The sequence below is a fragment of the Vibrio paucivorans genome, from assembly GCF_054053395.1.
Genome location: NZ_CM133230.1, coordinates 1,596,613 through 1,618,763 on the forward strand (window position 1 = coordinate 1,596,613; position 22,151 = coordinate 1,618,763).

24 protein-coding genes are annotated in these 22,151 nt (G+C 43.0%); 9 read left to right on the forward strand and 15 right to left on the reverse strand.

Annotated elements, in window-relative coordinates; all coding sequences use genetic code 11:
- The first annotated feature begins 3 nt into the window (after positions 1-3).
- From ACXABW_RS07390 to rmf, 4 genes are all read left to right on the forward strand, one after another.
- Complete coding sequence (locus ACXABW_RS07390) at positions 4-246, forward strand: glutaredoxin family protein (protein WP_457524853.1); 243 nt, start codon at positions 4-6, stop codon at positions 244-246.
- A complete protein-coding gene (locus ACXABW_RS07395; RefSeq protein WP_457524855.1) occupies positions 224-2,140 on the forward strand; it encodes an ABC transporter ATP-binding protein in 1,917 nt (638 codons plus the stop codon). Before ACXABW_RS07390 ends, ACXABW_RS07395 begins: the two co-directional genes overlap by 23 nt.
- 6 nt (positions 2,141-2,146) lie before the next feature.
- A complete protein-coding gene (locus ACXABW_RS07400; protein ID WP_457524857.1) occupies positions 2,147-3,814 on the forward strand; it encodes a DUF3466 family protein in 1,668 nt (555 codons plus the stop codon).
- A 165-nt stretch (positions 3,815-3,979) separates the two neighbouring features.
- Positions 3,980-4,153, forward strand: coding sequence for a ribosome modulation factor (gene rmf, locus ACXABW_RS07405; RefSeq protein WP_252030741.1), 174 nt, complete (start codon positions 3,980-3,982; stop codon positions 4,151-4,153).
- Between the two features lie 132 nt (positions 4,154-4,285).
- Here the strand turns inward: rmf and fabA are convergent, their stop codons facing one another.
- Together fabA and ACXABW_RS07415 are read right to left on the reverse strand one after the other, a co-directional pair.
- On the reverse strand, positions 4,286-4,804 hold the full coding sequence (gene fabA, locus ACXABW_RS07410) for a bifunctional 3-hydroxydecanoyl-ACP dehydratase/trans-2-decenoyl-ACP isomerase (RefSeq protein ID WP_252030743.1): 519 nt from the start codon (positions 4,802-4,804) through the stop codon (positions 4,286-4,288).
- Positions 4,805-4,868: 64 nt separating this feature from the next.
- Complete coding sequence (locus tag ACXABW_RS07415) at positions 4,869-6,518, reverse strand: S16 family serine protease (RefSeq protein WP_457524860.1); 1,650 nt, start codon at positions 6,516-6,518, stop codon at positions 4,869-4,871.
- A 153-nt stretch (positions 6,519-6,671) separates the two neighbouring features.
- Here ACXABW_RS07415 and matP point away from each other — a divergent pair, with 153 nt between their 5' ends.
- The 4 genes from matP to ACXABW_RS07435 all read left to right on the forward strand — a co-directional run bounded on the left by matP (position 6,672) and on the right by ACXABW_RS07435 (position 8,359).
- Complete coding sequence (gene matP / locus ACXABW_RS07420) at positions 6,672-7,121, forward strand: macrodomain Ter protein MatP (RefSeq protein WP_457524862.1); 450 nt, start codon at positions 6,672-6,674, stop codon at positions 7,119-7,121.
- Between the two features lie 9 nt (positions 7,122-7,130).
- Complete coding sequence (locus ACXABW_RS07425; protein WP_457524863.1) at positions 7,131-7,442, forward strand: DUF3634 family protein; 312 nt, start codon at positions 7,131-7,133, stop codon at positions 7,440-7,442.
- A gap of 115 nt (positions 7,443-7,557) precedes the next feature.
- On the forward strand, positions 7,558-7,881 hold the full coding sequence (locus ACXABW_RS07430; RefSeq protein ID WP_457524865.1) for a hypothetical protein: 324 nt from the start codon (positions 7,558-7,560) through the stop codon (positions 7,879-7,881).
- A 91-nt stretch (positions 7,882-7,972) separates the two neighbouring features.
- Positions 7,973-8,359 carry a regulator gene (locus tag ACXABW_RS07435; RefSeq protein WP_457524866.1) on the forward strand — a complete coding sequence of 129 codons (387 nt, stop codon included), beginning with the start codon at positions 7,973-7,975 and terminating at the stop codon, positions 8,357-8,359.
- A gap of 41 nt (positions 8,360-8,400) precedes the next feature.
- On the opposite strand, the gene ACXABW_RS07440 is transcribed toward ACXABW_RS07435, so the two are convergent.
- From ACXABW_RS07440 to ACXABW_RS07485, 10 genes are all read right to left on the reverse strand, one after another.
- Positions 8,401-9,477 (reverse strand): hypothetical protein, encoded by a 1,077-nt coding sequence (locus ACXABW_RS07440; protein ID WP_457524868.1) that lies wholly within the window; start codon positions 9,475-9,477, stop codon positions 8,401-8,403.
- A gap of 3 nt (positions 9,478-9,480) precedes the next feature.
- Complete coding sequence (locus ACXABW_RS07445) at positions 9,481-10,158, reverse strand: hypothetical protein (RefSeq protein WP_457524870.1); 678 nt, start codon at positions 10,156-10,158, stop codon at positions 9,481-9,483.
- A gap of 518 nt (positions 10,159-10,676) precedes the next feature.
- Positions 10,677-11,933, reverse strand: coding sequence for a secretin N-terminal domain-containing protein (locus ACXABW_RS07450; RefSeq protein WP_457524871.1), 1,257 nt, complete (start codon positions 11,931-11,933; stop codon positions 10,677-10,679).
- Complete coding sequence (locus ACXABW_RS07455) at positions 11,914-12,981, reverse strand: zonular occludens toxin domain-containing protein (RefSeq protein WP_457524873.1); 1,068 nt, start codon at positions 12,979-12,981, stop codon at positions 11,914-11,916. Before ACXABW_RS07455 ends, ACXABW_RS07450 begins: the two co-directional genes overlap by 20 nt.
- Before the next feature lies 1 nt (position 12,982).
- On the reverse strand, positions 12,983-13,351 hold the full coding sequence (locus tag ACXABW_RS07460) for a DUF5455 family protein (protein ID WP_457524875.1): 369 nt from the start codon (positions 13,349-13,351) through the stop codon (positions 12,983-12,985).
- An 8-nt stretch (positions 13,352-13,359) separates the two neighbouring features.
- The gene (locus tag ACXABW_RS07465) at positions 13,360-14,844 is read right to left on the reverse strand and encodes a hypothetical protein (protein WP_457524876.1); all 1,485 of its coding nucleotides are present in this window, start codon (positions 14,842-14,844) and stop codon (positions 13,360-13,362) included.
- Positions 14,845-14,907: 63 nt separating this feature from the next.
- The gene (locus ACXABW_RS07470) at positions 14,908-15,135 is read right to left on the reverse strand and encodes a major coat protein (RefSeq protein ID WP_457524878.1); all 228 of its coding nucleotides are present in this window, start codon (positions 15,133-15,135) and stop codon (positions 14,908-14,910) included.
- 262 nt (positions 15,136-15,397) lie between these two features.
- A complete protein-coding gene (locus ACXABW_RS07475) occupies positions 15,398-15,712 on the reverse strand; it encodes a chemotaxis protein (protein ID WP_457524880.1) in 315 nt (104 codons plus the stop codon).
- Positions 15,713-15,780: 68 nt separating this feature from the next.
- Positions 15,781-17,796 carry a replication endonuclease gene (locus tag ACXABW_RS07480; RefSeq protein ID WP_457524882.1) on the reverse strand — a complete coding sequence of 672 codons (2,016 nt, stop codon included), beginning with the start codon at positions 17,794-17,796 and terminating at the stop codon, positions 15,781-15,783.
- Between the two features lie 2 nt (positions 17,797-17,798).
- Positions 17,799-18,116, reverse strand: coding sequence for a hypothetical protein (locus tag ACXABW_RS07485; protein ID WP_457524884.1), 318 nt, complete (start codon positions 18,114-18,116; stop codon positions 17,799-17,801).
- Between the two features lie 169 nt (positions 18,117-18,285).
- Between ACXABW_RS07485 and ACXABW_RS07490 the strand changes: the two genes are divergently transcribed.
- Positions 18,286-18,645, forward strand: coding sequence for a DUF3693 domain-containing protein (locus ACXABW_RS07490; protein WP_457524885.1), 360 nt, complete (start codon positions 18,286-18,288; stop codon positions 18,643-18,645).
- A gap of 135 nt (positions 18,646-18,780) precedes the next feature.
- On the opposite strand, the gene ACXABW_RS07495 is transcribed toward ACXABW_RS07490, so the two are convergent.
- The 3 genes from ACXABW_RS07495 to ACXABW_RS07505 all read right to left on the reverse strand — a co-directional run bounded on the left by ACXABW_RS07495 (position 18,781) and on the right by ACXABW_RS07505 (position 22,141).
- Positions 18,781-20,493, reverse strand: coding sequence for a response regulator (locus tag ACXABW_RS07495; RefSeq protein ID WP_457524887.1), 1,713 nt, complete (start codon positions 20,491-20,493; stop codon positions 18,781-18,783).
- A 10-nt stretch (positions 20,494-20,503) separates the two neighbouring features.
- Positions 20,504-21,616: an FIST signal transduction protein gene (locus tag ACXABW_RS07500; RefSeq protein ID WP_457524971.1), complete on the reverse strand. Its 1,113-nt coding sequence runs from the start codon at positions 21,614-21,616 to the stop codon at positions 20,504-20,506.
- Between the two features lie 162 nt (positions 21,617-21,778).
- A complete protein-coding gene (locus ACXABW_RS07505) occupies positions 21,779-22,141 on the reverse strand; it encodes a hypothetical protein (RefSeq protein ID WP_252030749.1) in 363 nt (120 codons plus the stop codon).
- Positions 22,142-22,151 lie beyond the last annotated feature (10 nt).

Here is a 22,151-nt window from a genome sequence, read left to right on the forward strand (position 1 = left end):
ATTTTGTTAACGCTATACAGCACTGAAGGGTGCCATTTATGCGAAATGGCTTTGGAATTGATCACAGAGGCTGGGTTAAAACGCAGCTTTGAAGTTATTGATATCGCAGGTAACGACGAGTTGTTTGTCCGTTACGGTGTCACGATACCTGTGGTAAAATTTGAAGCGAATGAGCTCAATTGGCCATTTGATTTAGAACAGTTAAAGAATTGGTTGGATAATAATGGCATTACTTACAGTACATAACGCGCAGTTGGCATTTGGTGATCACCCATTACTCGATCACGCAGATTTTGCTTTACAGGAAAATGAACGTGTTTGTCTTGTAGGGCGCAATGGAGCCGGCAAGTCAACAATGATGAAAGTGCTGTCTGGAGAAATAGTTCTAGATGACGGCAAGATGCAAGTTACTCAGGATGTTGTTGTCTCTCGCCTTGAACAGGACCCACCAAGAAACCAAGAGGGTACGGTACTTGACTATGTTTCTGGCGGCTTAGCTGGCATAGGCGAACAGCTGAAGATCTACCAAGATCAGCTGGATCTGGTTGCTGTTGACCCTTCAGAAAGCAATATGAACAAACTGGCTCGTATTCAAGAGTCATTAGAACACGCTGGCGCTTGGCGTTTTGAAGATAGGATCAAAAACGTACTCGGGGCTTTGAAATTAGATGGGCATACTAAACTAACGGATTTATCCGGTGGTTGGCAGCGCAAAGCTGCGTTAGCTAGGGCTCTTGTATGCGACCCCGATGTTCTACTTCTTGATGAACCGACCAACCACTTGGATGTCACCACAATTGAGTGGCTCGAAACTTTCTTAAAGGATTTTAGAGGTTCGATAATCTTCATTTCTCACGATCGTACTTTCATCAAGTCAATGGCGACGCGTATCGTTGATCTTGATAGAGGCAAGCTCAATTCTTTCCCTGGTGATTATGATAACTACTTAACCGAGAAAGAAGAGCTGCTTCGAGTCGAAGAAATGCAAAATGCGGAGTTCGATAAAAAACTTGCACAGGAAGAAGTGTGGATTCGTCAGGGTATTAAAGCTCGTAGAACACGTAACGAAGGCCGTGTAAGGGCGCTTAAAAAGCTTCGTCAAGAGCGTAGTGAAAGGCGAGAAGTACAAGGTAAGGTAAATCTACAAATCGACGATGCTGCTCGGTCAGGTAAAATCGTGTTTGAAGCAGAGAACCTTAACTATACGATTGAAGGACAGAAGATCGTGGAAAGCTTCTCCTTTAATATTATGCGTGGTGACCGTATCGCACTGATTGGGCCAAACGGCTGTGGTAAAAGTACATTACTAAAGCTGCTTCTTGATCAGTTAAAACCGGACTCTGGCCGCTTACATTGCGGAACTAAGCTCGAAGTTGCGTACTTCGACCAATATCGTGAAGTACTCGATCCTGAAAAATCAGTCATAGACAACTTGGCTGACGGCAAGCAAGAAGTGATGGTTGGTGGTCGTGAAAGGCACGCATTAAGCTATCTACAAGATTTTTTGTTTGCGCCCAAACGCGCGCGTACTCCTGTAAAAGCTTTATCCGGTGGTGAGAAGAATAGGCTTTTACTTGCTCGAATTTTCCTCAAATCGAACAACCTGCTGATTCTAGACGAACCAACTAACGATTTAGATATAGAAACTTTGGAACTTTTAGAGGATTTGCTTGCCAACTATCAGGGAACGTTGTTATTGGTCAGTCACGACCGTGAGTTTGTTGATAACACCGTAACAACGAGCTGGATATTTGAAGGTAACGGAGTAATTGAAGAGTTTGTCGGCGGTTATCACGACGCTCAACAGCAAAGGGCTCAGGTAAAAGCATCAAGAGGTGTTCAATCTGCGCCAAAAGCGAAAAAAGTCGTTGAGGAAACTCCCAAAAATGCGCCACTAAACAATAAGCCAAAGAAGTTGTCTTATAAACTACAGCGCGAGCTCGAATCACTTCCTTCGCTTTTAGAGGAATTGGAAGTTGAAATTGAAGCATTACAAGGCGAGGTTAATACTCCTGAATTCTTTTCAAAGCCTGTAGAGCAAACACAAACGATATTAGATAAGCTGTCTGCTAAAGAGCAGGAGCTAGAAATTGCGTTCGAGCGCTGGGAAGAGCTCGAAGCGATGCAACAGGAAAGTTAAGTACCGATGAGTAGTAAGTTATTTAAAGTTTCAGCAGTCGCAGCCACAGTATTTACTGCGATGAATGCAAATGCGGCTTTGTATCAGGTTGTCGAAGTCGACCCTGAGGGTATAAGCGCCGGTGAATATAACGAAGTACATGGCGTTGCAATTCAGCCAAGTACTATTGGCGATGATATGGGCTGTTTTGGAACATCATGTTCAGCGTCTCAATTCAAGCTAGGTGGCGAAACATGGGCCGATGTTGAAGGCAATAGCTACCGTGAGGAAGTACCGTGGGCGATGGATAGAACTTTCGTCTACTTAGATGAATTAGATGATTTTAAGAGTTACTGTTATCGAGAGCTGTTGTATTCGACATGTGAATCTTGGGCAGATCAACATTGGGCTGTTTGGGAAAGAGAACTAAACGGAAATACGACTTCAAACGTGCTCGCTTTTGTCGAGGGAGACGCTTCCGCTTATCAAAATGTATTTAACAACGTTATTAATAGTTTAGATTCGGATGCAAAACCTGTAGGTAACCAAAGTACTGCTCCGCAAGAGTGGGGCCAGGTAAATTCAGGGACTCGCAACCGTATTGTATCTCCAATAACACCAAATGGTGTTGCGCCAACTAACTGGTTCCAAGGTAGAGCGTGGGCGGTAGATAGCACCACCACTTATGCAGTCGGTAGTATTGCGAGTGAAGTAACCAATGAAAATGGTGAACACCACTCTTCTAAAGCTGCAATTTGGGTTGATGGTGGAACACCTGTTCAGCTTGGCTGGGCTACAAATGTTCCTGAGAAAGATGGTGAATTAATTGCTCAAGGTAGTATGCGAGATGTTGTTGTAAAAGATAATGTGATCTATGGTGTCGGCTATAACACATACACTGATGACAACTACTACAATGCTTCTATCTTTGTAGCTAATGTTGCGGACTATGATGATGTCGATTCATGGGACAGTAATGAAATCGATAATGTTCAATCTAAGATCGATGGTGACTTCATCCACAGTAACTCAGTAGCGTCAGCGATTAACGATAACTTAGTTGTTGTTGGTACTGCAAAGCTATCTGGCAGTAAACCTCAAAACGGGGCCGCGGGTAACAAGATATTTGTCGTAGATGACGCATCAAGTTCAAGTCCGAAAGCAAGCTTCTTAAGTGGTGGCATCTTCTTTGATGGTGCTGGCGGTAAAGTAGGGGCTATAAACAACTATAACGAGATCGTTGGGCAACTTGACGCCGAAGATACCCGTGAGAATGATGGTAAACCAAGGCGCAAGCGTGGATTCATTTATCCGTATAACGTTGATACTGATCGCAGTGCAATTATTGGTAATCAAGCTCAATTCCTCGATAACCTAACTAATGGTGGGTCGTATTCTGATTCAAACAACGCATATCGTATAGTCGATGCTACTGACATCAATGACGCAGGCGTTATTTCAGGCACAGCCATCAAATGTGAAGGTGGATACGATGACACGACTCACAACTCATATTGTGGTGGTGGTTCACAAACAGAGACGATGGTTGCGGTAAAACTGATTCCAATTCAAGGAGCGAGTAACAGTGATATCGAACCTCGCGGTATTGATGATCCTGTTGTCGAACGTAGCGGCGGTTCTCTTGGTTGGTTGATGTTATCTGTACTTGGATTGTTAGGGTTCCGTAGAAAATAGGTTAAATTTTCATCTAGGGCACAACTTCACACTTTTGGAGTTGTGCCTTTTTTAATGCTTGTGAAAGGACGTTTTTTGATCGATTCTTAATTGTGGGTTCATAAAAGATCCACATTATTTTAATAGTAGTACGTTAGAACAAATTTTATGTATGAGGACGACACTATGAAGAGACAAAAGCGTGACCGCCTAGAAAGAGCGCAATCTCAAGGGTACAAGGCAGGGCTTAACGGACGTTCATCCGAAACGTGCCCTTACCAGCAGATGGATGCTCGGTCCTATTGGTTAGGTGGTTGGCGTGATGCCAGAGACGACAAGCAAGCTGGCCTCTACAAATAACACAACCCTCCACATACAACAGAAGGAGAGCCCCTGATAAAGGGGCTTTTTAGTATACGTCTAATGCACTATAACTAAATAAATTGAGAATAAAAAAGCGACTCAAATGAGTCGCTAGTATCAATATATAATTTAAAACGCAGAAGTATCTTGGAAAAGACCTACTTTCAGGTCTTTAGCTACGTAGATTTCTTTGCCATCTACCAATACTCGGCCATCTGCTAGGCCCATTACTAACTTACGATTCACAACACGCTTCATGTGAATTTCATAAGTCACTTTTTTGGCAGTAGGAAGGATTTGCCCAGTAAATTTAACTTCGCCAACACCTAGGGCGCGGCCTTTACCTTTGCCTCCAACCCAGCCAAGGAAGAAGCCAACAAGTTGCCACATCGCATCCAAGCCAAGACAGCCTGGCATTACAGGGTCTCCAGGGAAGTGGCAGTCAAAGAACCATAAATCCGGAGTAATATCTAACTCAGCCAAGATTAGACCTTTACCGTAGTCACCTTCGGTTTCCGACATTTTGGTTACTCGGTCCATCATAAGCATATTCGGCGCAGGAAGCTGAGGGTAACCTGGACCGAACAACTCACCTTGGCTTGACGCTAGTAGATCGTCACGGTTATATGAATCACGTTTGTTTTGCATTATCAATTACTCCAATTTTTGATACGAGCATGTTAGTGAACAGGTGTACGCTAAACAACTCCGATCAGTGAGATCTGAACAAGTTTTTTAACCTGTCTAACACCGTGGGTGGATGCTCAAGTCTTTCAAAGTTTTCAATACGTTCCGCTATTTTTGCAATAACACTGTTCTCGTCTTCTCCACGGAATGGTTTATCCAACAATATTGGGGTAGCTTCATCGACATTGGAGACCGGCCACAAATGGAAGTCACCATTCTTTATACTTTCAATGACATCTTTATGAAGTGCTAAATGCTTTAGGTTACTACGCGGCAAAATAACGCCTTGTGAACCAGTTAGTCCTTGGTGTTTGCAGACGTGATAAAAGCCTTCGATCTTTTCATTCAAACCGCCAACAGCTTGGACTCGACCGAACTGATCTACTGCACCTGTTACCGCAATCTGCTGATTAATTGGGTATTCTGAAAGTGCGCTGACAAAACAGCAAAGCTCTGCAAGTGAAGCGCTATCACCGTCGACTTCACAGTACGATTGCTCGAAAACGAGCGAAGCAGAGTAGGGTAAAGGTTCATCAAGATTCAGAGCACTGCTTACGAATGCTTGCATGATCATCATGCCTTTTGCATGTAGATTACCAGCCAGCTCTGCTTTACGTTCAACATCAGAGACGTCACCATCGCCGAAGTGAATCACACAAGATATTCGAGCCGGCTCTCCGTAAGATTGCGGGTGACCAGGAACATCGATGACGGTTAATCCGTTGACCTGACCAACTTGCATACCTTCCGTTTCGATGATTACCTGGCCATCAAGGATATCTGATAAAGCTCGCTCAGGCAGATAAGATTCACGATAGAGTTTTTGGTCTATTGCTTGGTCGATATGTTGATATTCAATGTCACGCGCTTTCGAGACGAGAGCTGCTTCTTGTATTAGTGCGAGATGCCACATCAAGCAAAGTGGCGCATACCTTTGATCCTCTGTATATCTTGCGCCAGCGACCAGTAAGCGATCTATCGCAGAATGGGTAAGAGTAGGGAGCTGATATTCTTTGACGAGCCACTTGAGATATCCTAAATACAACTCTGTATTGGCGGCACTCAAATTGATCTCTAATTCAATTTCTCCAAACAAACAAAGACCAGTATGGATATCCGCATCTAGATAATCTATTTCTGCGAGCTGAGAACGATCCCCTACAATAATGATTTTCAGATCATAGCGACGGCCCTGAATACTCTGGCCAATTGCCTTAGAATCAACATTTATTGGAGAAACAACTTCGCCTAGTAACGCAGACTTTAACTTTAACCAACTTACTGGATTGGACAATATAAAATTGGCAGACAAAATCAAGTAACCACCATGGGCCTTATCCAATAGCCCATCATGTTGCTCAATCGATCCACCATCCATCACTTTGTATCGCCCGAATACCTCTAAAGGATCGAGTGTTTCACTCGCTACAATAGGTTTGTTGCCTACAATCTGGGTCAACTTATTCGCAATAACTTTGCGATAGAGCGCATTGTCCGGCGAGTTCACCATCATTACGCGTGAAATACCGAACAACGAAACGAATTGCTCCAGTGCACTACACAATCGAGGTTGTGTTTTCATAAACTCGTTAGGTTCGATCTCTTCAAATCGATTTAGAACAGACTGTATTTCATTGTATTGAGGGGTAACGGCGCGCCAGATCTCTTGATTCATGAAAACTTCAAAGTGATTAAAAGGATGCAAAGTATAGCGGAAAAATGTAAACCGCTATATAGATAAATGATCTCTCTCCGGTTTTTGAAGTCTCAGATTGAACATCAACAAGGTATGGGTTACGCTGTCACCATAACTTGCAAGGAAACCATCATGAAATACCAACAGCTTGAAAATCTAGAGTGTGGCTGGAAATGGCAGTATCTAATTAAAAAGTGGAAAGACGGTGAAGCAGTAACTCGTCACATCGACACCAGCGAAGCAGAAGCAGCGGTAAAGTTACTCCAAAAAATTGAACACGAACCGACTCTTGTTTTGGAATGGATCGACGACCATATGTCGCTAGAGCTAGACAACAAGATGAAGCAGGCTATTCGTGCTAAACGCAAGCGTCACTTTAATGCAGAGCAAATTCATACTAAAAAGAAATCCATTGATTTGGACTACCGTGTATGGGAGAAGCTTTCGTTTCGAGCTAATGAGTTGGGGTGTACGTTATCCGATGCTATCGAATATCTGTTATCAGAGGCTTCAAGAAGTGAAAAAGCAAGCAAGGCTGTAAGTAATTTAAAAGAAGACCTGAGTAAGCTATTGTCTGATTAAGGAGCAAGTATGCTTTATGTAATTCTTATTGCAGCGATCGTGGTTTTTTGGTTAGTCGCTGTAGATAGACCAGTCCTTAAAGTTAAGTTCCAAGCTGGTAAGATCGTAAAGGTTAAAGGGCATTTCCCACCGAAGTTTCGCCATAACGTAGAAGAAATTGCCGATATCGTCCCATTTGACGGAGTATTTAAAGTTTATCAGCAGCGCACTGGTATGAAATTGGTTTTTTCTGAAGCTGTACCAAAGAAAGTTCAGCAACGTATTCGAAATGTTTTTCCTCACCAAGGGTTTTCAAGCAAGCCAGGCTCAAAAAGAGCGTAATCTTGTGTTTGCAAAGTATGAAAGAAGCCAGATCTGCTCGTGAAGGTTTTAGCTTAGATTGAGGGTATGGTAATACTTACTGATAATCGACCTCTAGATCTGGAGGTCGAATTGTATGAAGCTAATATTATTTGTACTGGTGTTCATTGGTTTTTCATTGCCAGTTCAATCCGACGACGCCGAGCACAACATTGCGGCTAAAATGCTTAAAAAGAAAGTAGAGCGTTATATAGATAAACGGCAACTCGTTCAGTTTGGTTACTGTGACATAACTTTCCAAATGGAACACAAACAGAACAAAGCTGTGGTCAAACGCATTCAAACTCGAGGAAGCACACAGCTTTGCAAACTCAGTAAGAAAGCCGTTAAGATTGGCCAAAAAGTGAAATATGAAGAGCCAGAGAAGTTCATTAGAATCCATATATCGACGAATAATTAAGGCTACAATTGGTGCGCATTATGCGACCTTAAGTTAAATGGAACTAGTTTCACACTATTTATAAAATCCCTACTTTTTAAGGGATTAAGCAATGAAGTATCACGAAATGACAAAAAACTATATTTTTCGTGAATTTAACTGTGGAATTGGTATCGAACAAGCTGCAAAACTATGTTTCAAAAGTGTGAGGACCGTCAAAGCTTGGGATATGGGAAAACCAATTCCTTATGAGTGTAAGCGACTGATGAAGATGCATAAGAGGCTAGAGTTAAGCCATGAACCGGAATGGGAGGGCTTTAGAATGGTTGCAGGGCGTCTTGAATTGCCCACAGGAAGCAAAGTGTCACCTCAACAAATTATAACGGGGATTGCATTACTTGAGATTCAGTCAGAACTGGAAATTAAAACCTCTAGAAAATTACTGGCTTACGCAAGAGCACTAGCACAAATCAACGACAAGAATATATCAGAAGTATAGTGCGGCTAGAAAAAGCCCCTTCGAGTCGAAGGGGCTTAGAATTAATTTGCTGATGAAGGGGTCCAAGTCGAGATATCCATAATTACACTTGGATCACTAATACTTTGTACTACTGTGTGGGACAGAAATTTAACAAACTCTAACACGCAATCTTTTGTACCGTCGTGTATTAACTCATCTTTACTGCTAAACTTCATGTGCCATTGTTGGTCTTTCGGAAGTTTTGAGTTTGCTATAGCTTGCTGATCTTTAAGACTTGTCCATGATTTATGTTTACCCGTCGCTATCGCTCGAATGAAATGGTTCTTCTCACGGACTCCCATCGAATCTACGTAGCTACCAAATTTATTCTTAACATCTTCTGTAATCAAGCCATCAGTGACTAGATCTGCAAATCCAACACGAACAGCTCGGTTTTGAACCTCGGTATAATCAGCCGTAACAACAAAGTGTGCGAAGTTGCTTACCAACAGATAGAACGATGTTCCTTGGCGTAAAACGACAAAGTCATAGTCTGGATTAATTTTATAGCGTTCATCTGAAACTACAAACGCTTCATTACCTTTACGATAAAAAGATTTTTTAGAATCATCAATGACCTTTTTACCCACATCTGTCGTTCTTTGAATAGCGTAAACCTCGATATCGGGGCCATTTTTCTTTTCTACAGTAAAGGATAAAACACCAAGGTTTGCACCTTCGATTTTAGCCCCCTTATTCGGGTTACTTTTTGATACCTTCAAAACGCTAATTAGTGTATTAAACAACGACTGAATGTCTACATTGTTAGTATCATTAAGATCCAAACAGCCCCATGTGTCGTACTCTGTTTTTACAGCACCATCGTCTTTAAGAAGATCTACAAGTTTATTTACCGATGCGAAATTGTTCATAATCAAATCAAGCATATAGTCGGCAGCATCTACACCATCGCGAGCTTTTAATATGAAGCTAGTGACGTTATCAAAATTGTTAGATCTAGCTTTATGATGAAGTATGAAGTGATCAATAGTAGAGCGGGGTATATCGCTTCTAGATATCTTCACATCTTGAAATATCGTATTAATAGCTGAGAGCATTACTGTACTCGAAGTATTAGCCTGGATATTATTGGTCATAGGTCACCTAATTACTGAAATTTTGTTGTACAACATGATGTCCATTCTTTGGGGACTTCTAGGGTTGTAAGTAAAGTTTTGGATAATATTCTTGGTAGTAATAACTACGAATTCATCCGTTACGTTGCTCTCCCTGTCAAGAATTACAGATGCTTTTGCAAACATAATTCCCTTAAAGCACACTAATGAGTTATATGGCCATATCGGTGAATAGAAACTTAGCAACAAGGTAGCGATAAACGCTAGCTCTGTAGAGGCCGTGTATAAAACAGTAACAATAGTAATCAGCGCACTAGATTTGAGTAAAAGCTCGTTTTCATACGGGCTAAATTTTACGACAAAAACTCGATGAGATTCACCTATATCTATGGTCTTGCTAGTTTGATATCGAACCAGTGCGGACAGTGCTGTTGTGGATAACAAAGAGATTATTATGACGACCAATATATGAAGAGTAAGAGACTCATTGAATAGTACATCAATCATTGAGCTATTAATTTTATATATTAAACTCCCACCAACATTAACTGGATGTATCAAATCAAAAAAGTTAAAACCAGCATCCACTGCTTTTTTAAGTTCAAGACCAAATAAACATACCCATAGAACTAAGCTGATACTCATAGAAGAAAGTACCTTAACAAACTTAGGTATATTGTGATAATTCAATGAACTACTCATTTGGGCTCCTTAATGCGCGAGATTGTAGAACTGATAAAATTCTTAATCAATCAGTTTGGTATGCTCGGTAGCAAAAACGTGAGATAGCATACTCTGGACGGTTACTAGAAACTGAACCCTCAGTAAAAAATCACATAAACTCATGGGGCTGTATATATATACATATATTAGCAAGTTGTCCTATTTTTGGGAAGAATCCCAGAACTCTTCTTTTTAGCATAAGTGTCATAAGTAAAATGAGGTATAAAGGAAAGGTCATAATGCTGACGCACTTCGTTTGTCTGCTTCAAACACGCTCTACATGCAAGCATATAGCAGCAAGTTTGAACCTAATCTTCTCTGTGTGGGGGTATGTATTGCTTCGAGCCACATCTCACTGTCAGTATTGATGTTTTACACATCAGCTTAAGCTTCATTAGCCTAAGTTGTGCCTTTGCTTGAATTGCTATGGAATGAGAGCTTCAGAAAGAAGCCAGAGTGGAGCCGGACTCTTTCTGAGTTCGGCTTTTTATTGGTGTTTAAAGAACTGTTGTGCGTATGACTATCTTGAGTTCTTTCTGTACTTTCTCTCTACGTTCTGAGCGGAACAAACTCCCAATCAACGGAATGTCTTTGAGAACCGGCACACCAGATACACGTTGGCGGCTATCACTTGAGATTAACCCACCTAAAACAATGGTCTGCTTGTCTTGAACTTTAACCACTGTTTGAAGTGTGCGCTTGTTAGTGATGATGTCTGTTGCTATCGAGGAGTTAGTGACAGCTTGTGATTCTTGGTTGATTTGCAAGATGACTTCTTCACCAATAACATGCGGGATGACTTCGAGTGATACACCTACGTCCTGACGCTGGATTTGCTGGATTTGAGTACCGCCGTCAGTGACTTCATTAGATACAAGAAAGGGTACGTTTTGGCCAACGGTGACATAGCCACGTTCTCTATCCATGACGAGGATATTTGGCCGTGATAGTAGTTCAGTATCTTCATTGGCCGTCACTGCTTTAATCAAAGCGTTAAAGTCTCCACCGGAGAAAACCGCGACGTTGTCTGTCAGCATATCGATTGCTGACGTGTTGGTCACAAACCCCGCATGCTCCATGGCTAAGCTCATGTTCACACCGATTTCTTGTGAATCATCGATAGTGTCTTCGGTGATGATAGCTTCGATAAAGATTTGTCTTTGTGGCTGGTCGATTCCTTTGATGAGCACGTCTATTTTCGTAAGCTGGTCTGCCGTTCCTGTCACTAGTATCGCATTGGTTGTTGGTAAAGATTCTACGGTGAAGTTTTCCAGCGACGAGCCTTTTACGCTTTGTGTTTTCGTTGCCGATAACGTTGAGCCGATAAGGTCAATTATCTTGGTGTTTCGTACGTTGTTGAGACGGTAGAGCTTTACTAGCGATGGCTCTATAACTTCAATGGAGTCAGTTTTAGGCTTTACAACGTAGAGCCCGTTGTCATATTGCACCCAGTAGCCGTGAGAGCTCAACACCGAATTGAAAAACGATGCGTATTCTGACGGTTCAAGGTTTGGTGCCGTAAAGCTGACTGTGCCGATAACGCCAGCACCTAAGACAATCGGTTGGTTTAACTCACGAGCGCCCCAAGCAACGAACTCAGAGATAGGGGTGTTAGACGTTTCAAAGGTCGTAGCTTCAGCATTGGCTTTTCTAGGTGATATGGCAATAAAGAGCACTACGAGGAATGAGCAAAGCATCCAAGTAGTCAGTCTGGTGTTGTCTTGTTTGGTGTGGTTAGCAGCGGAGGATTTCATGTTGTTCACCTTGACTGATTGTGATTTGGCAACGGGACTTGGAGTTGAACGTATAGCCGTAAGAGGCCAGTTGGACGCTATCGATTCGATGACCGGATTTGTCTATCTCAAAGTAAAGCGGTTGGTTTGGAAGCTTGGCGTAACTCACGATGCGATAGGCTGACAGGTTGAGTGAAGTCGTTTGGGTTTGCTGTGTTTCGAGTTGCACGATTTGTTGAGGCTCGGGCTTTGGTACGACAAAGGTGGTAATAATAAATGACAGCACCGCGCCTACCATGAACATAGTCATTCGCGAGTATTTACGTAGGTAAATCTTGGTTATACGCATAATGTTTTTGGCCGTATAAGGGACAGTGTAACGTCCATGTGTGTACCACGGAGGCAAGACAGAATAGGTCTTGTGCTCGTAATGGTCTGAAAAGGCTTGTTTAGTATCGTAAGCGGCGTAAAGGTCTGTGCCCCAAAGCGTCCAAGTATCGACGGTGACCGATTGGGCGCTGTCGCCATACTTCACAATGCCTCGGTGAAGCTTGGGAAACTTGAGACTAAGCTGGCCTAACGTGAGCACTTTAATAGCCGTGGAGATAAGGGGGATTTGAAGTCTATCGAGGCGGCGACAAAACACGGTATGCTCAGCCAGTGCTAAGCGTGCTTGCTTATCGACAATCGAAATGTCCTGAACAATAAAAATGATGTCCCAACCGAGCTTGCGGGCGTGTAAAAACCAGTTGATCACATCTTGTCGTGATTTGTCATTCCACGTTCTGGAGTTGAACCAGGTACCACATTCATCGAGTACCAACAGCCCATTTTTGCTTTCATCGTAGGTCTTATTACCGTTCCCCAAAGCCTGTAAATCTTGAAGTGTAGGTTTGTCCGGTACGCGATAGAGTTTGGTGTGCTTTTTCATGCGGCCAAGCATCGGTACCAGATTGATATCGAGATTCGTAGCGACAGGAGCGGCACGAAAGAACGCTTCTTGAATACGGCCAACGGAGGTGAGGGATTTACCCGAGCCCAATTTACCCGTAACGAAGTAGACAGCCATGCTATGACACCCTGTTGATTGCCCAGAACTGCCATTCCCAAACCCAACGGATAACACGCGCTGAGAAGATAGCACTTAAGCAAGGCACCGCATTGGACGGTACAAACATGGAAAAGCCACTCGATACATAGGGCGGGACAACGTAGGATAGGCCAGCGATAAGCACGTTAATGGAGAATGCCACCGTGAGCGTTAATCCAATCACCATGGTAAGCACGGTAAGGTTCCAAGCTAGTCCTTTGCTCATGCGAACCGCAAACCAGCCCATAATCTGAGCGGCGAGGCCACCAATAAAGGTCGCAATGGCGGGAAGCTTTAGCGCGTTGCCTATGGTGGAGGCGAGCGGTAAAAGAAACACGGGAACGGCCATAGAATCACCTAGGTAATGTAGTCGTTATGGCCTTGAGTTCCTGCAATGCGCGGAGTGATTCCGGTCAGCAAGATATCTATCAAAGTCCATAGAGTGAAGACAAAGAGTAGGAAACCAAACAGAGATTTAAATTTGGCTGAGAACTCGCAATCAATGACAGTCGCGTTGCCCGATAATGAGGGCAGGGAGAGCGGGGTACAATCACCGGAAGCGTCAACAATACCAATGAGTGTCGAGATATTAGAATTGATGACTTCTTCAATGTCGCCTGTCATTGGGTTTTCAATGATGTTGCTTGCTGCAGAGGCCGCGCTTTCGTAAAACACACTGTGTTGGTCATCGACAATGGTGTTGATTTGGTCGTGGATGTCTGACACCAAAGACGTTCCCATACCATGGGGATTTTCACAGTAGCCATTCGCGGCCGTTGGCTCACAAGCTTGTTCGAGATTTCCAATAGCCTCAGTCACACCGTCAAGGCCATCGCTTAAATGAATGGTTTGCCCTGTAATGGATTGATTAATATCTTCTAGCCCCTCGTTAAGGTTCATGATTGCGCCCGTTTGCTGCAACATCAGGTCTTTGTTGGATTGGTGTATGGCATAGTCTTGGTTCATTTGGTCAACGATGGATTGACCGATGGCGTTATTAGTATTGTTGAGGTTCGCTAACTGATTGTTGGTATCAGCAAAACCGATATTCAAATCTGAGTTAATACCGTTTAAAGCCGCGTTATTGTCTCGGTTGAGATTTTGAATCGCTTCCAGTACTGCTGTATCGGTGGTTTCGGTTGGGAGCACTTCGTCAGGCTCAGGCTTATCAAATTCTGGCGGTTTGGGTGCGCTTGGGTTTGCAGTAGGCGGGTTAAAATCTCCAATGGGTTTTCCTATCGGGTCTGTTGGGTCAATATCTCCCATACAGTCAGGCCAATTAGGCATACCCATAACGCACTCTTGAGGCTGGGTGCATTTCATCTCTAACGACTCGAAAAAGTCGCTACATTCATACGTGAACACGCCTTGAGAATCGGCACATGATTGTTCAGCCGCCATGATTTCGTCCCATGTTGAGTCACGGTCACAAAAGGCAGGAGTCGTACATTCGCCAGTGCTCGGGTCGATTTCAGAGGGAGGCTCACAGACGGCTTCACAGGTCTTTGTGTCAGGGTTTATTTCTTCACCCTCAGGGCAAGAAGCCCAAGCGTATTGAAAGATAGAAAGACCACTGTTTTTGTCAGTTGCTACACGAACATAACCACTACCCAAAAAGGCAGACGTTGCCGCGCCATAATTGGTACCAGTTCTAGGTTTAGTGATTGTGCACCCAATAAAGAAATCAATGTCTACTATCATGCCGACAGAACCACAACTCACTTCATAGGTGTTGTTTTTGGCGGTCAATTTAACGATGGAACCCGCGTAAACGGGTGAATAAGCAATCAGAAAAAGACCCACAACGGCCAATATTTGATAGATACTTTTCTTAATGCTCATTCCGTTGAACCTTACTGTGAGGGATAAACACTGGATGCCTTGACCATCCAGAGATAGAGGGGGTTAAGTTGCTTTGTTTGCACCTTTCTGGAATAGCTTCACGCCAATCCAACCCGCAACCGCGATTGGTACAATGACCCATACCGCCGCTAACGTGTCAGTGATATTGGCTTGCACCGCATCAAAGCCCGCTTGCGCTTCAGGCGTTAACGCTGCGTTCGCTACAGACATACCCACAGTCGCTGCAACACCAACTGCTACTTTTACTTTGTTCGATTTGAATAGATTCATAACCTTTATCCTTTGTTTGGTTAGTTACTTGCTGAAATCTCAGCTGCACGTTTGAATATCAAAATCTGATAGCCAGAAGTGAAGCCAAGGATAAATGCCGTCGAAAAACAGCCGACCATAAATTCAACTGACATTTATCGTTGACCTCCGATTAACCAACCGATACCCGCCAAAATCATGCAGATGCCAATGAAGAGCATCAGTTGGAAGTTTTCCAACAGGGCAATGAGTTCGCTGAATTGGGTATCGGTCATAGTGATGCCTATTTCTGATTGATTTGAGGCAGAGCAAAGAGGTGAAAACCGTTTAACGCAACGTGTTTGCCTTCATCATTACCAAAGCTGAATTCTTTATATTCAACCTCGAATTGCATACGTTGACCGATGCAGTTTTTGAGGATTTTGCCACCCTCACCATTGGCCCATAATTCAGGGCTGATTTTGACTTCAATAGTTGAAGTCGGGTTAGTCGTGATGAGCTTTAGCTTGCCAACTTGCTGAGCTTCACCCGTACCACGAGCAGGTTTTGTTTCTTGGATGATGTCCGAGTCATCTAAAATTAAGCCTTCGAGTTTCATGTTTTGTTTCCTTTCTTGACGGTTAAAAAATTAAAAGCGGGAGTTATTGACACAAGTCCAAGGGCGAATCACCGCCCTATATCCGGCGGGGCTGCGCCCACCGAATACAGGGCGTCGATATCGCCTAAAAGCATAAGAGCTTCCAACTCCTCGACGTAGGCAACGTGTTCCTCGTATTGCTGGTAACGCTCTTCAGCCATACGTTGATATTCGTTCTCAGCCTCAAGAGCATCGAAGAAGTCCACTGTGGATTTCATCATGCCTTTCTGAGCGGCTAGGAATTTCTCTTTGTTTTCGGTTTGCCAAGTACGGAAACGAGTGCAAAGAAATATACGCCTAAAGAGCAAGCCAGATACACGGCCTTGAGCCTCATCACCAAAGCGAGTAGGGGAAAACTCTCCGGACTCCAATAGTTTTTGAATTGCGTCTGGTGCGTTGTATTGCACCCTGACAGGCTGGTCATTGCGCTTAACAAACACGCCGCCCATGGCATAACAAAAGTCTTTCCAGTCGCCGACATCGGCTGCCTTGCGAATCTTTTCGAGCATGTAGTGCTCAGTTTCTGAAATGTCTGATAACACGGCGCTTTCCTCGTTAAATTCGTCTCTCAGTCTGCGCATTTCGCGCCATACCGTGACCGATGGACCACCGATAAATTGAAATTGTCTGATTTGATTAACTCGCGCCCAAGTCACTACACGCTCAGCCGCTTCGATACCGTTTAGGCGAGAGCCTTTATCGGAGTCAATATGCTGACCATCGATATTCTTGCTCAAATATTTTGAAACGTACCCGACAGCACTACCGCGTTTCGGGTCGATAACTTCCGCCTTAAAGCGGTACTCTTTAGCGCCTTTTTCGTCTGGTGAGTCTTTAAGAGCCAAACGCTCAAATTCTTTGGTGATAAATTCACGGTGATCAGACTTCATAAACAGTAAGAAGTGATGGTGCGGTGTACCGTCTTGATGTGGCTCCGCTATGCGAATACCGTAGAGTTTGATTTTGCGCTTGGCGAGTACCTTGCCGAGTTCCTGCCAAACGTTAATCAAGTGATTGTGCGCTTGTTTAGCGGTAGGTTTGCCAGCTTCAAGCCACTTCTTGTTCACTTCACCTTTTGATACAGGATGAAAGCGGCTAGGGGCGGTAGTCGTATAAAATACAGCGGAGTGTTTTTCTTCTTGCGCGATTTCCTCAAAGCCTCGCAAGCGCGTGAACATTTCACCACGGCGCAGCTCTGGATTTGATACCGACTTTTCAGCCAGCTCAGCGATAGTGAACCAGTTTTCGTTGTCGTCTACGTCGAACGCCACTGTATTTTCGAGCGCTAGCTCATTAGAAACATTACGCTCACGTTGACGAAGTACCGAAAAATCAGAGCAGTACACTTGTTTACTACGCTGAACCAATGCCAAATCACGAGCGACTTGCTCAACGGTAAATGCACATTTCTTGCGTAATTGTCTGCGCAAAAATATCTCATCACATACGCGATTAGTGAGTGAATACAGTTCACCACTAAGAGATTTTTGGGCAATCAACTCATCACGAAATGCCAAGCCCAACGAATCAAGAAGTTCACAGGCTTTAGCAAAGCGCTTGGACTCGCCCTCAATAGTAAGAAGCTGCTTTGTGAACGCTTTAGACTTGACCTTGGCAAGTTCGCGAATCTCATCATCTGACATCGCAGCGCTGTAGCCATATTGACTTAAGCGCGAGTGAGCCGCTTGAATTTGCAATTCAGCTTCACGGGCGTTTTTCTGCTCTGACACTTCGAGATAGGTACGCTTCATGTGGCGAGAAAAATCACCGTGACGACGAATGGCAGTGAATACCAAATTGCATGGATTCTCAAAAGTGATTTTCACATGGTCGCTATAGTCTAGCGCGTAGATGCTATTTTCCAATGCGTGACGACGTAAAGCTCTGTATGGGTTGTTTTTATCGCTATGGTCTACAAAATCAATCGGTTGAACTAACTGATTATCATGATGTTCTGGCAAACGTTCACGCATCGACGTTTCAACGGCCTGAAAGTCGATTTGCTCGAAAGTGTTGGTTTTGAGGTCGTGAACGAGGCGAAGCATGATTAATACATCCCAAGTTCGACAGTAGAAGAACGCTTAGAAACAGGCTTGTTAAAATCCAAATATGAATTATCTAAGTCGATATTAGTTACTACTGGTTTTAAAGCGCATTCAACCTGAAAGATGGTGTAATTCTTTTTAGCAATGTCGAGTTTCTTAATAGCATCTTGATAGCGCTTATCATCACGTAAGAGGAACAACTCAGCACCTGCGATAGACCAAGCTGTTATCACTTGACCTTTAAGACCAACCCTAGAGAAATAACGAGGGCCACAAGAAGTTTCAACGACAATTACGAATGCAGATAAACCTTTTGACACAACAACCACCTTTGACTGATTGGTTGACCACCAAGGGCGAGAGCGTCAAGGGCAAACGCCCAAGGCAGTCAAATACAAGATTTTGTAACTGTAATTACAGATTCTTGTAACTACAAGATACAAATTTCTGTAACCAATGAGCTAGAATGAAAGAAAATGAGGGTTAGCTATGTATCAATCAAAACTACTTGATGCCTATAAAAAGGCTCAAAACTACATACAAGACAAACAAATTGCGCATGACTTGAATATGCCACCGCCTAGAATCAGCGAAATGAGAAAAGGAAAGCGCTATCTATCTGATGAGGAAGCGGTTTTTCTAGCGCAAGGAGCAAATATAGACCCAGAGCTAGCAATGCTGGGCTGTCACGCAGACCGTAACGAAAATCCAAGCATAAAAGCGATGTGGGCAAACATTGCAAAAAAGTATAACGGGCTAGGTATAACAATGGCTTACGGAACTTTTATGCTGACCACGGACGGGTTTAACAAAGCAATAGAACAGTGCGCATTATGTATATTATGTTAAATGATATTAAGTAAGAACGAATAATGTCGCTATTCCTATTCCCTACACCTTTAAATCTACAATATTAAACATAATAGTAATTTACCATAAAATACCTAATAATCAGTTAGTTAATCTTCGATTCTCAACTGATTATTAGCTTACAACCATCTTTATCGCTTTATGGATTTCTTTGCTTCTTATAGGTTTAGATACAAATGCGTTCATCCCTGCGTCCAAACACTTTTGTTTATCACACTCCATAGCATGAGCCGTTAACGCGATCACGGGCGTTATATTACACAACTTATGGATGTGTCTTGTCGCGGTCACACCATCCATTATTGGCATCGACATGTCCATTAAAATTAAGTCGACACTTTTTATGTTCCCTTTAAGATAGTCGAGCGCTTCCTGGCCATTGTTTAGAGTTGTGACGTTGTAACCACTTCTTTCTAGCAGCAATTTGATAACCATCTGATTGGAATACGTATCTTCTACGACCAGAACATTCAGATTACTGCTTAACTCTATGTCAGGCGTGAATCTGATTGGAGAGCTTTCAATTGGTTTAGAGACTACAGGAAGTGAGACACTAAACTGCGAACCCTTGCCTTTCACACTCGAAACAGAAATATTACCATTCATCAATGTAGTAAGGTGTTTAGTGATAGACAAGCCCAAACCACTACCACCATACATACGTGTAATTGAGCTATCGGCCTGTTTGAAAGGTGTAAAGAGATGCTCGAGCCTATCTCGTTCGATACCAATTCCACTATCTGCGACTGAAATTCGTAAGACATCGTTGTCGAGCTTTCCTTTAATAGAGACATATCCTTGCTCTGTGAACTTCACTGCGTTACCCACTAGATTAAACACTATCTGTATGACGCGAGTCGGATCGACCCATAACATTTCCCGTTCCGAGAAACTCAAATCCACATGAAACTCTAGGCCTTTATCTCGTGCGAGTTTTGAAAAATGTTCCAACATCACACTCAATTTACTGTGTAATTCGACCCACGTTTTTTGAATTGGGAAGTTACCGGATTCAATTCTAGTCAAATCGAGAATATCGTTTATCAATACCAACAATAGCTCAGCTGAAATCTCCATTTTGTCCAGAGCTTCCAAGTGTTGAGGGGTTTGGATATCTTCCTGTAACAAGTCTATAAAGCCGAGCACTGTATTTAATGGAGTACGTAATTCATGACTCATCATGGCAAGAAAGCGAGATTTAGCTTCGTTTGCTGTCTCTGCTTTTTGCTGCGCTAACTTAAGCTCTTGTGTTCTGAGCTCGACCAGTTCCTTAAGGCTTTCTTTTTGTTCTATATCTATGATTGCTCGCTCTAGCAAAGGCCTAAAACGTGACAACGTATCGCGCGTCTCTAAACTAAACTGCCCTTTCTTCGCTCCAAGTAAAAGTATGACCGATTCAGATATCGTCGTTTTAATACCAGTGAGTAACACGCTCTGTATATGATCTCTCAAGAAGTGATTTAGTTTGCTAAAACCCTGAAGTTTATTGGGCTCAAACAGGATTGTGCATTCACCATCAAGAACGCGTTCAAATTTTGGAGACTGCTCCCATTGCGCGTTAACAAATGCAGAGTTAGAAGTAAGAAAAGTTCGATATGAATCTTCTCCCTGAGTGCGACTAAGTACCACAAAGTCAGAAAAATCTATATGCAGAGAAAGCACGCGCTTCAGTTCATGAAAGATATGGTGCTTGTTATCCGCCCCGGTAATACTCGAAATTGCATCAAGAATCGCTTGGTTCTCTGCCGCTAGTTGCTTCTCTCTTTCTTGGCTTTGTTTGAGCTCTATAAGCGCTTCAGCCAATTCTTCTTTGTCTTTCAAACGCATAAATGCACCACTAAGAATAAAATACGACTGAGGAGATCATTAAATTACCATGAGCGTTTTCCCCACCGATGAAACGGCCCTGCTCACCAAATGTGAAAGGACAGATAAAAGGGGTATCTCCTAATTCTTCTACAATCATCGATTGAACTCGGTGAATGTCTTCACCTAAATACAACATTGGGCCAGCACAGAATATACTGAGTGCACCTGCAATCTGATCGCGTCTAAGTGAGTTCCTTTGCGCTTCTTTTAGTACGCGTGTTGCTCGCCCTACTAGCTTATCTCGGTCCCCAGACATAAGTGTTACTTGATCACCTTCCGAAATATCACTGAATAGCAATAGCCCCTGCTCTTCACTAAAGCTGATCGGGTGAGACAATTTATAGTAAGGCTGTTCGTATAACGAGCCTGCAATGCGCCCTAGTGGATACTTAGTTACTAGTTCGAATACAAAGTGCTTAGGTACTTCGACACCAGCATGGTCACATACCCATTCTCGGTAGATCTGCTGCGCAGGTATATGATCAATCTCTAACAGTTCTCGTTGATTTGCACGGGTGACTGTTCCCACGAACTCGGTTGGTGAATAGCCAGCACTGAACCCGGTTGATAACGAACTGGAGGGAAAGAACACTTGCAATGCCACACCTTGTACGGTGCTTAAATCCTCATTAAATATCGACCAGTGTCCCTTAATATGATTATCTGCAGAGCTTCCACCTATAATCGGGACTTGCGTATGAAATGTATCATCAATGCATGCAATGATTTCTTCTTCGAGTCCAGGGGTCGCATGTAATAAGACAAACCCAGGTACTTCCCCTACTCGATCTGCTTTTTCAAGCGCTTTCTCTATCGCTAATTGCGTGGAGGTGGTGACATTGTCACAAGGTGCAATTGTAACGGTTGCTGTCCCATAAGAACTTACGCCGGAATCATAAATAGCCATAATTCCGATTACACAACCAAAGTGAACCCCTTTCTCAGTCATAACCCCTTTGCACGTTGATGCCCCCATAATAGGAACTCCTGGGAAATTATGACTTAATAGACTTCGTAACTTGTTTGCCGAATGATCCTGGGTGTAATAACACACTAGCGTCGTAAGGTGTTCGCGGTCTATTTCTGAAGCTAGTTCAGCAACTGCGTCAGGTTCATTGAGGGCTACGGAAATGTGGGTACTAAAGTGCATTAAAGATCACGTCGATTACTCGTACTGGTTCATAGTTTAGAAATCTATCACTTATAGTTTGTTAGCGCGAAATTTTCTTGTAAATACATTCAATTAAAACCTTATTTTGACATTGACTGCTTTGTTATCACCCAACTCAATTTGTAAAGGTAACTCCTTTAGAGCTTCTGGATAAGAAAACCTAACAACACGGTCATTTTTCTCAGTTTTCACTCTGGCATTTGAACTATTTACGCGCCATTCAGGCGGAAAATTATTGATTGATAATGTGCCACTTTCCAGACGTGCCACAATCTGATTTTCGTTTACATAAAAAATACATTCCTCTTTAAGAGAACATGTAACGATTTGTTCCTCTTGAAATGTAAAAGTTTTCCAAAAAAATGCCCCGACAAGGATCGATAACATGATGATTATTTGAACAAATCGTCCAGTTGTCAGCCGTTCTGCAGCCATGTGTTCAGTT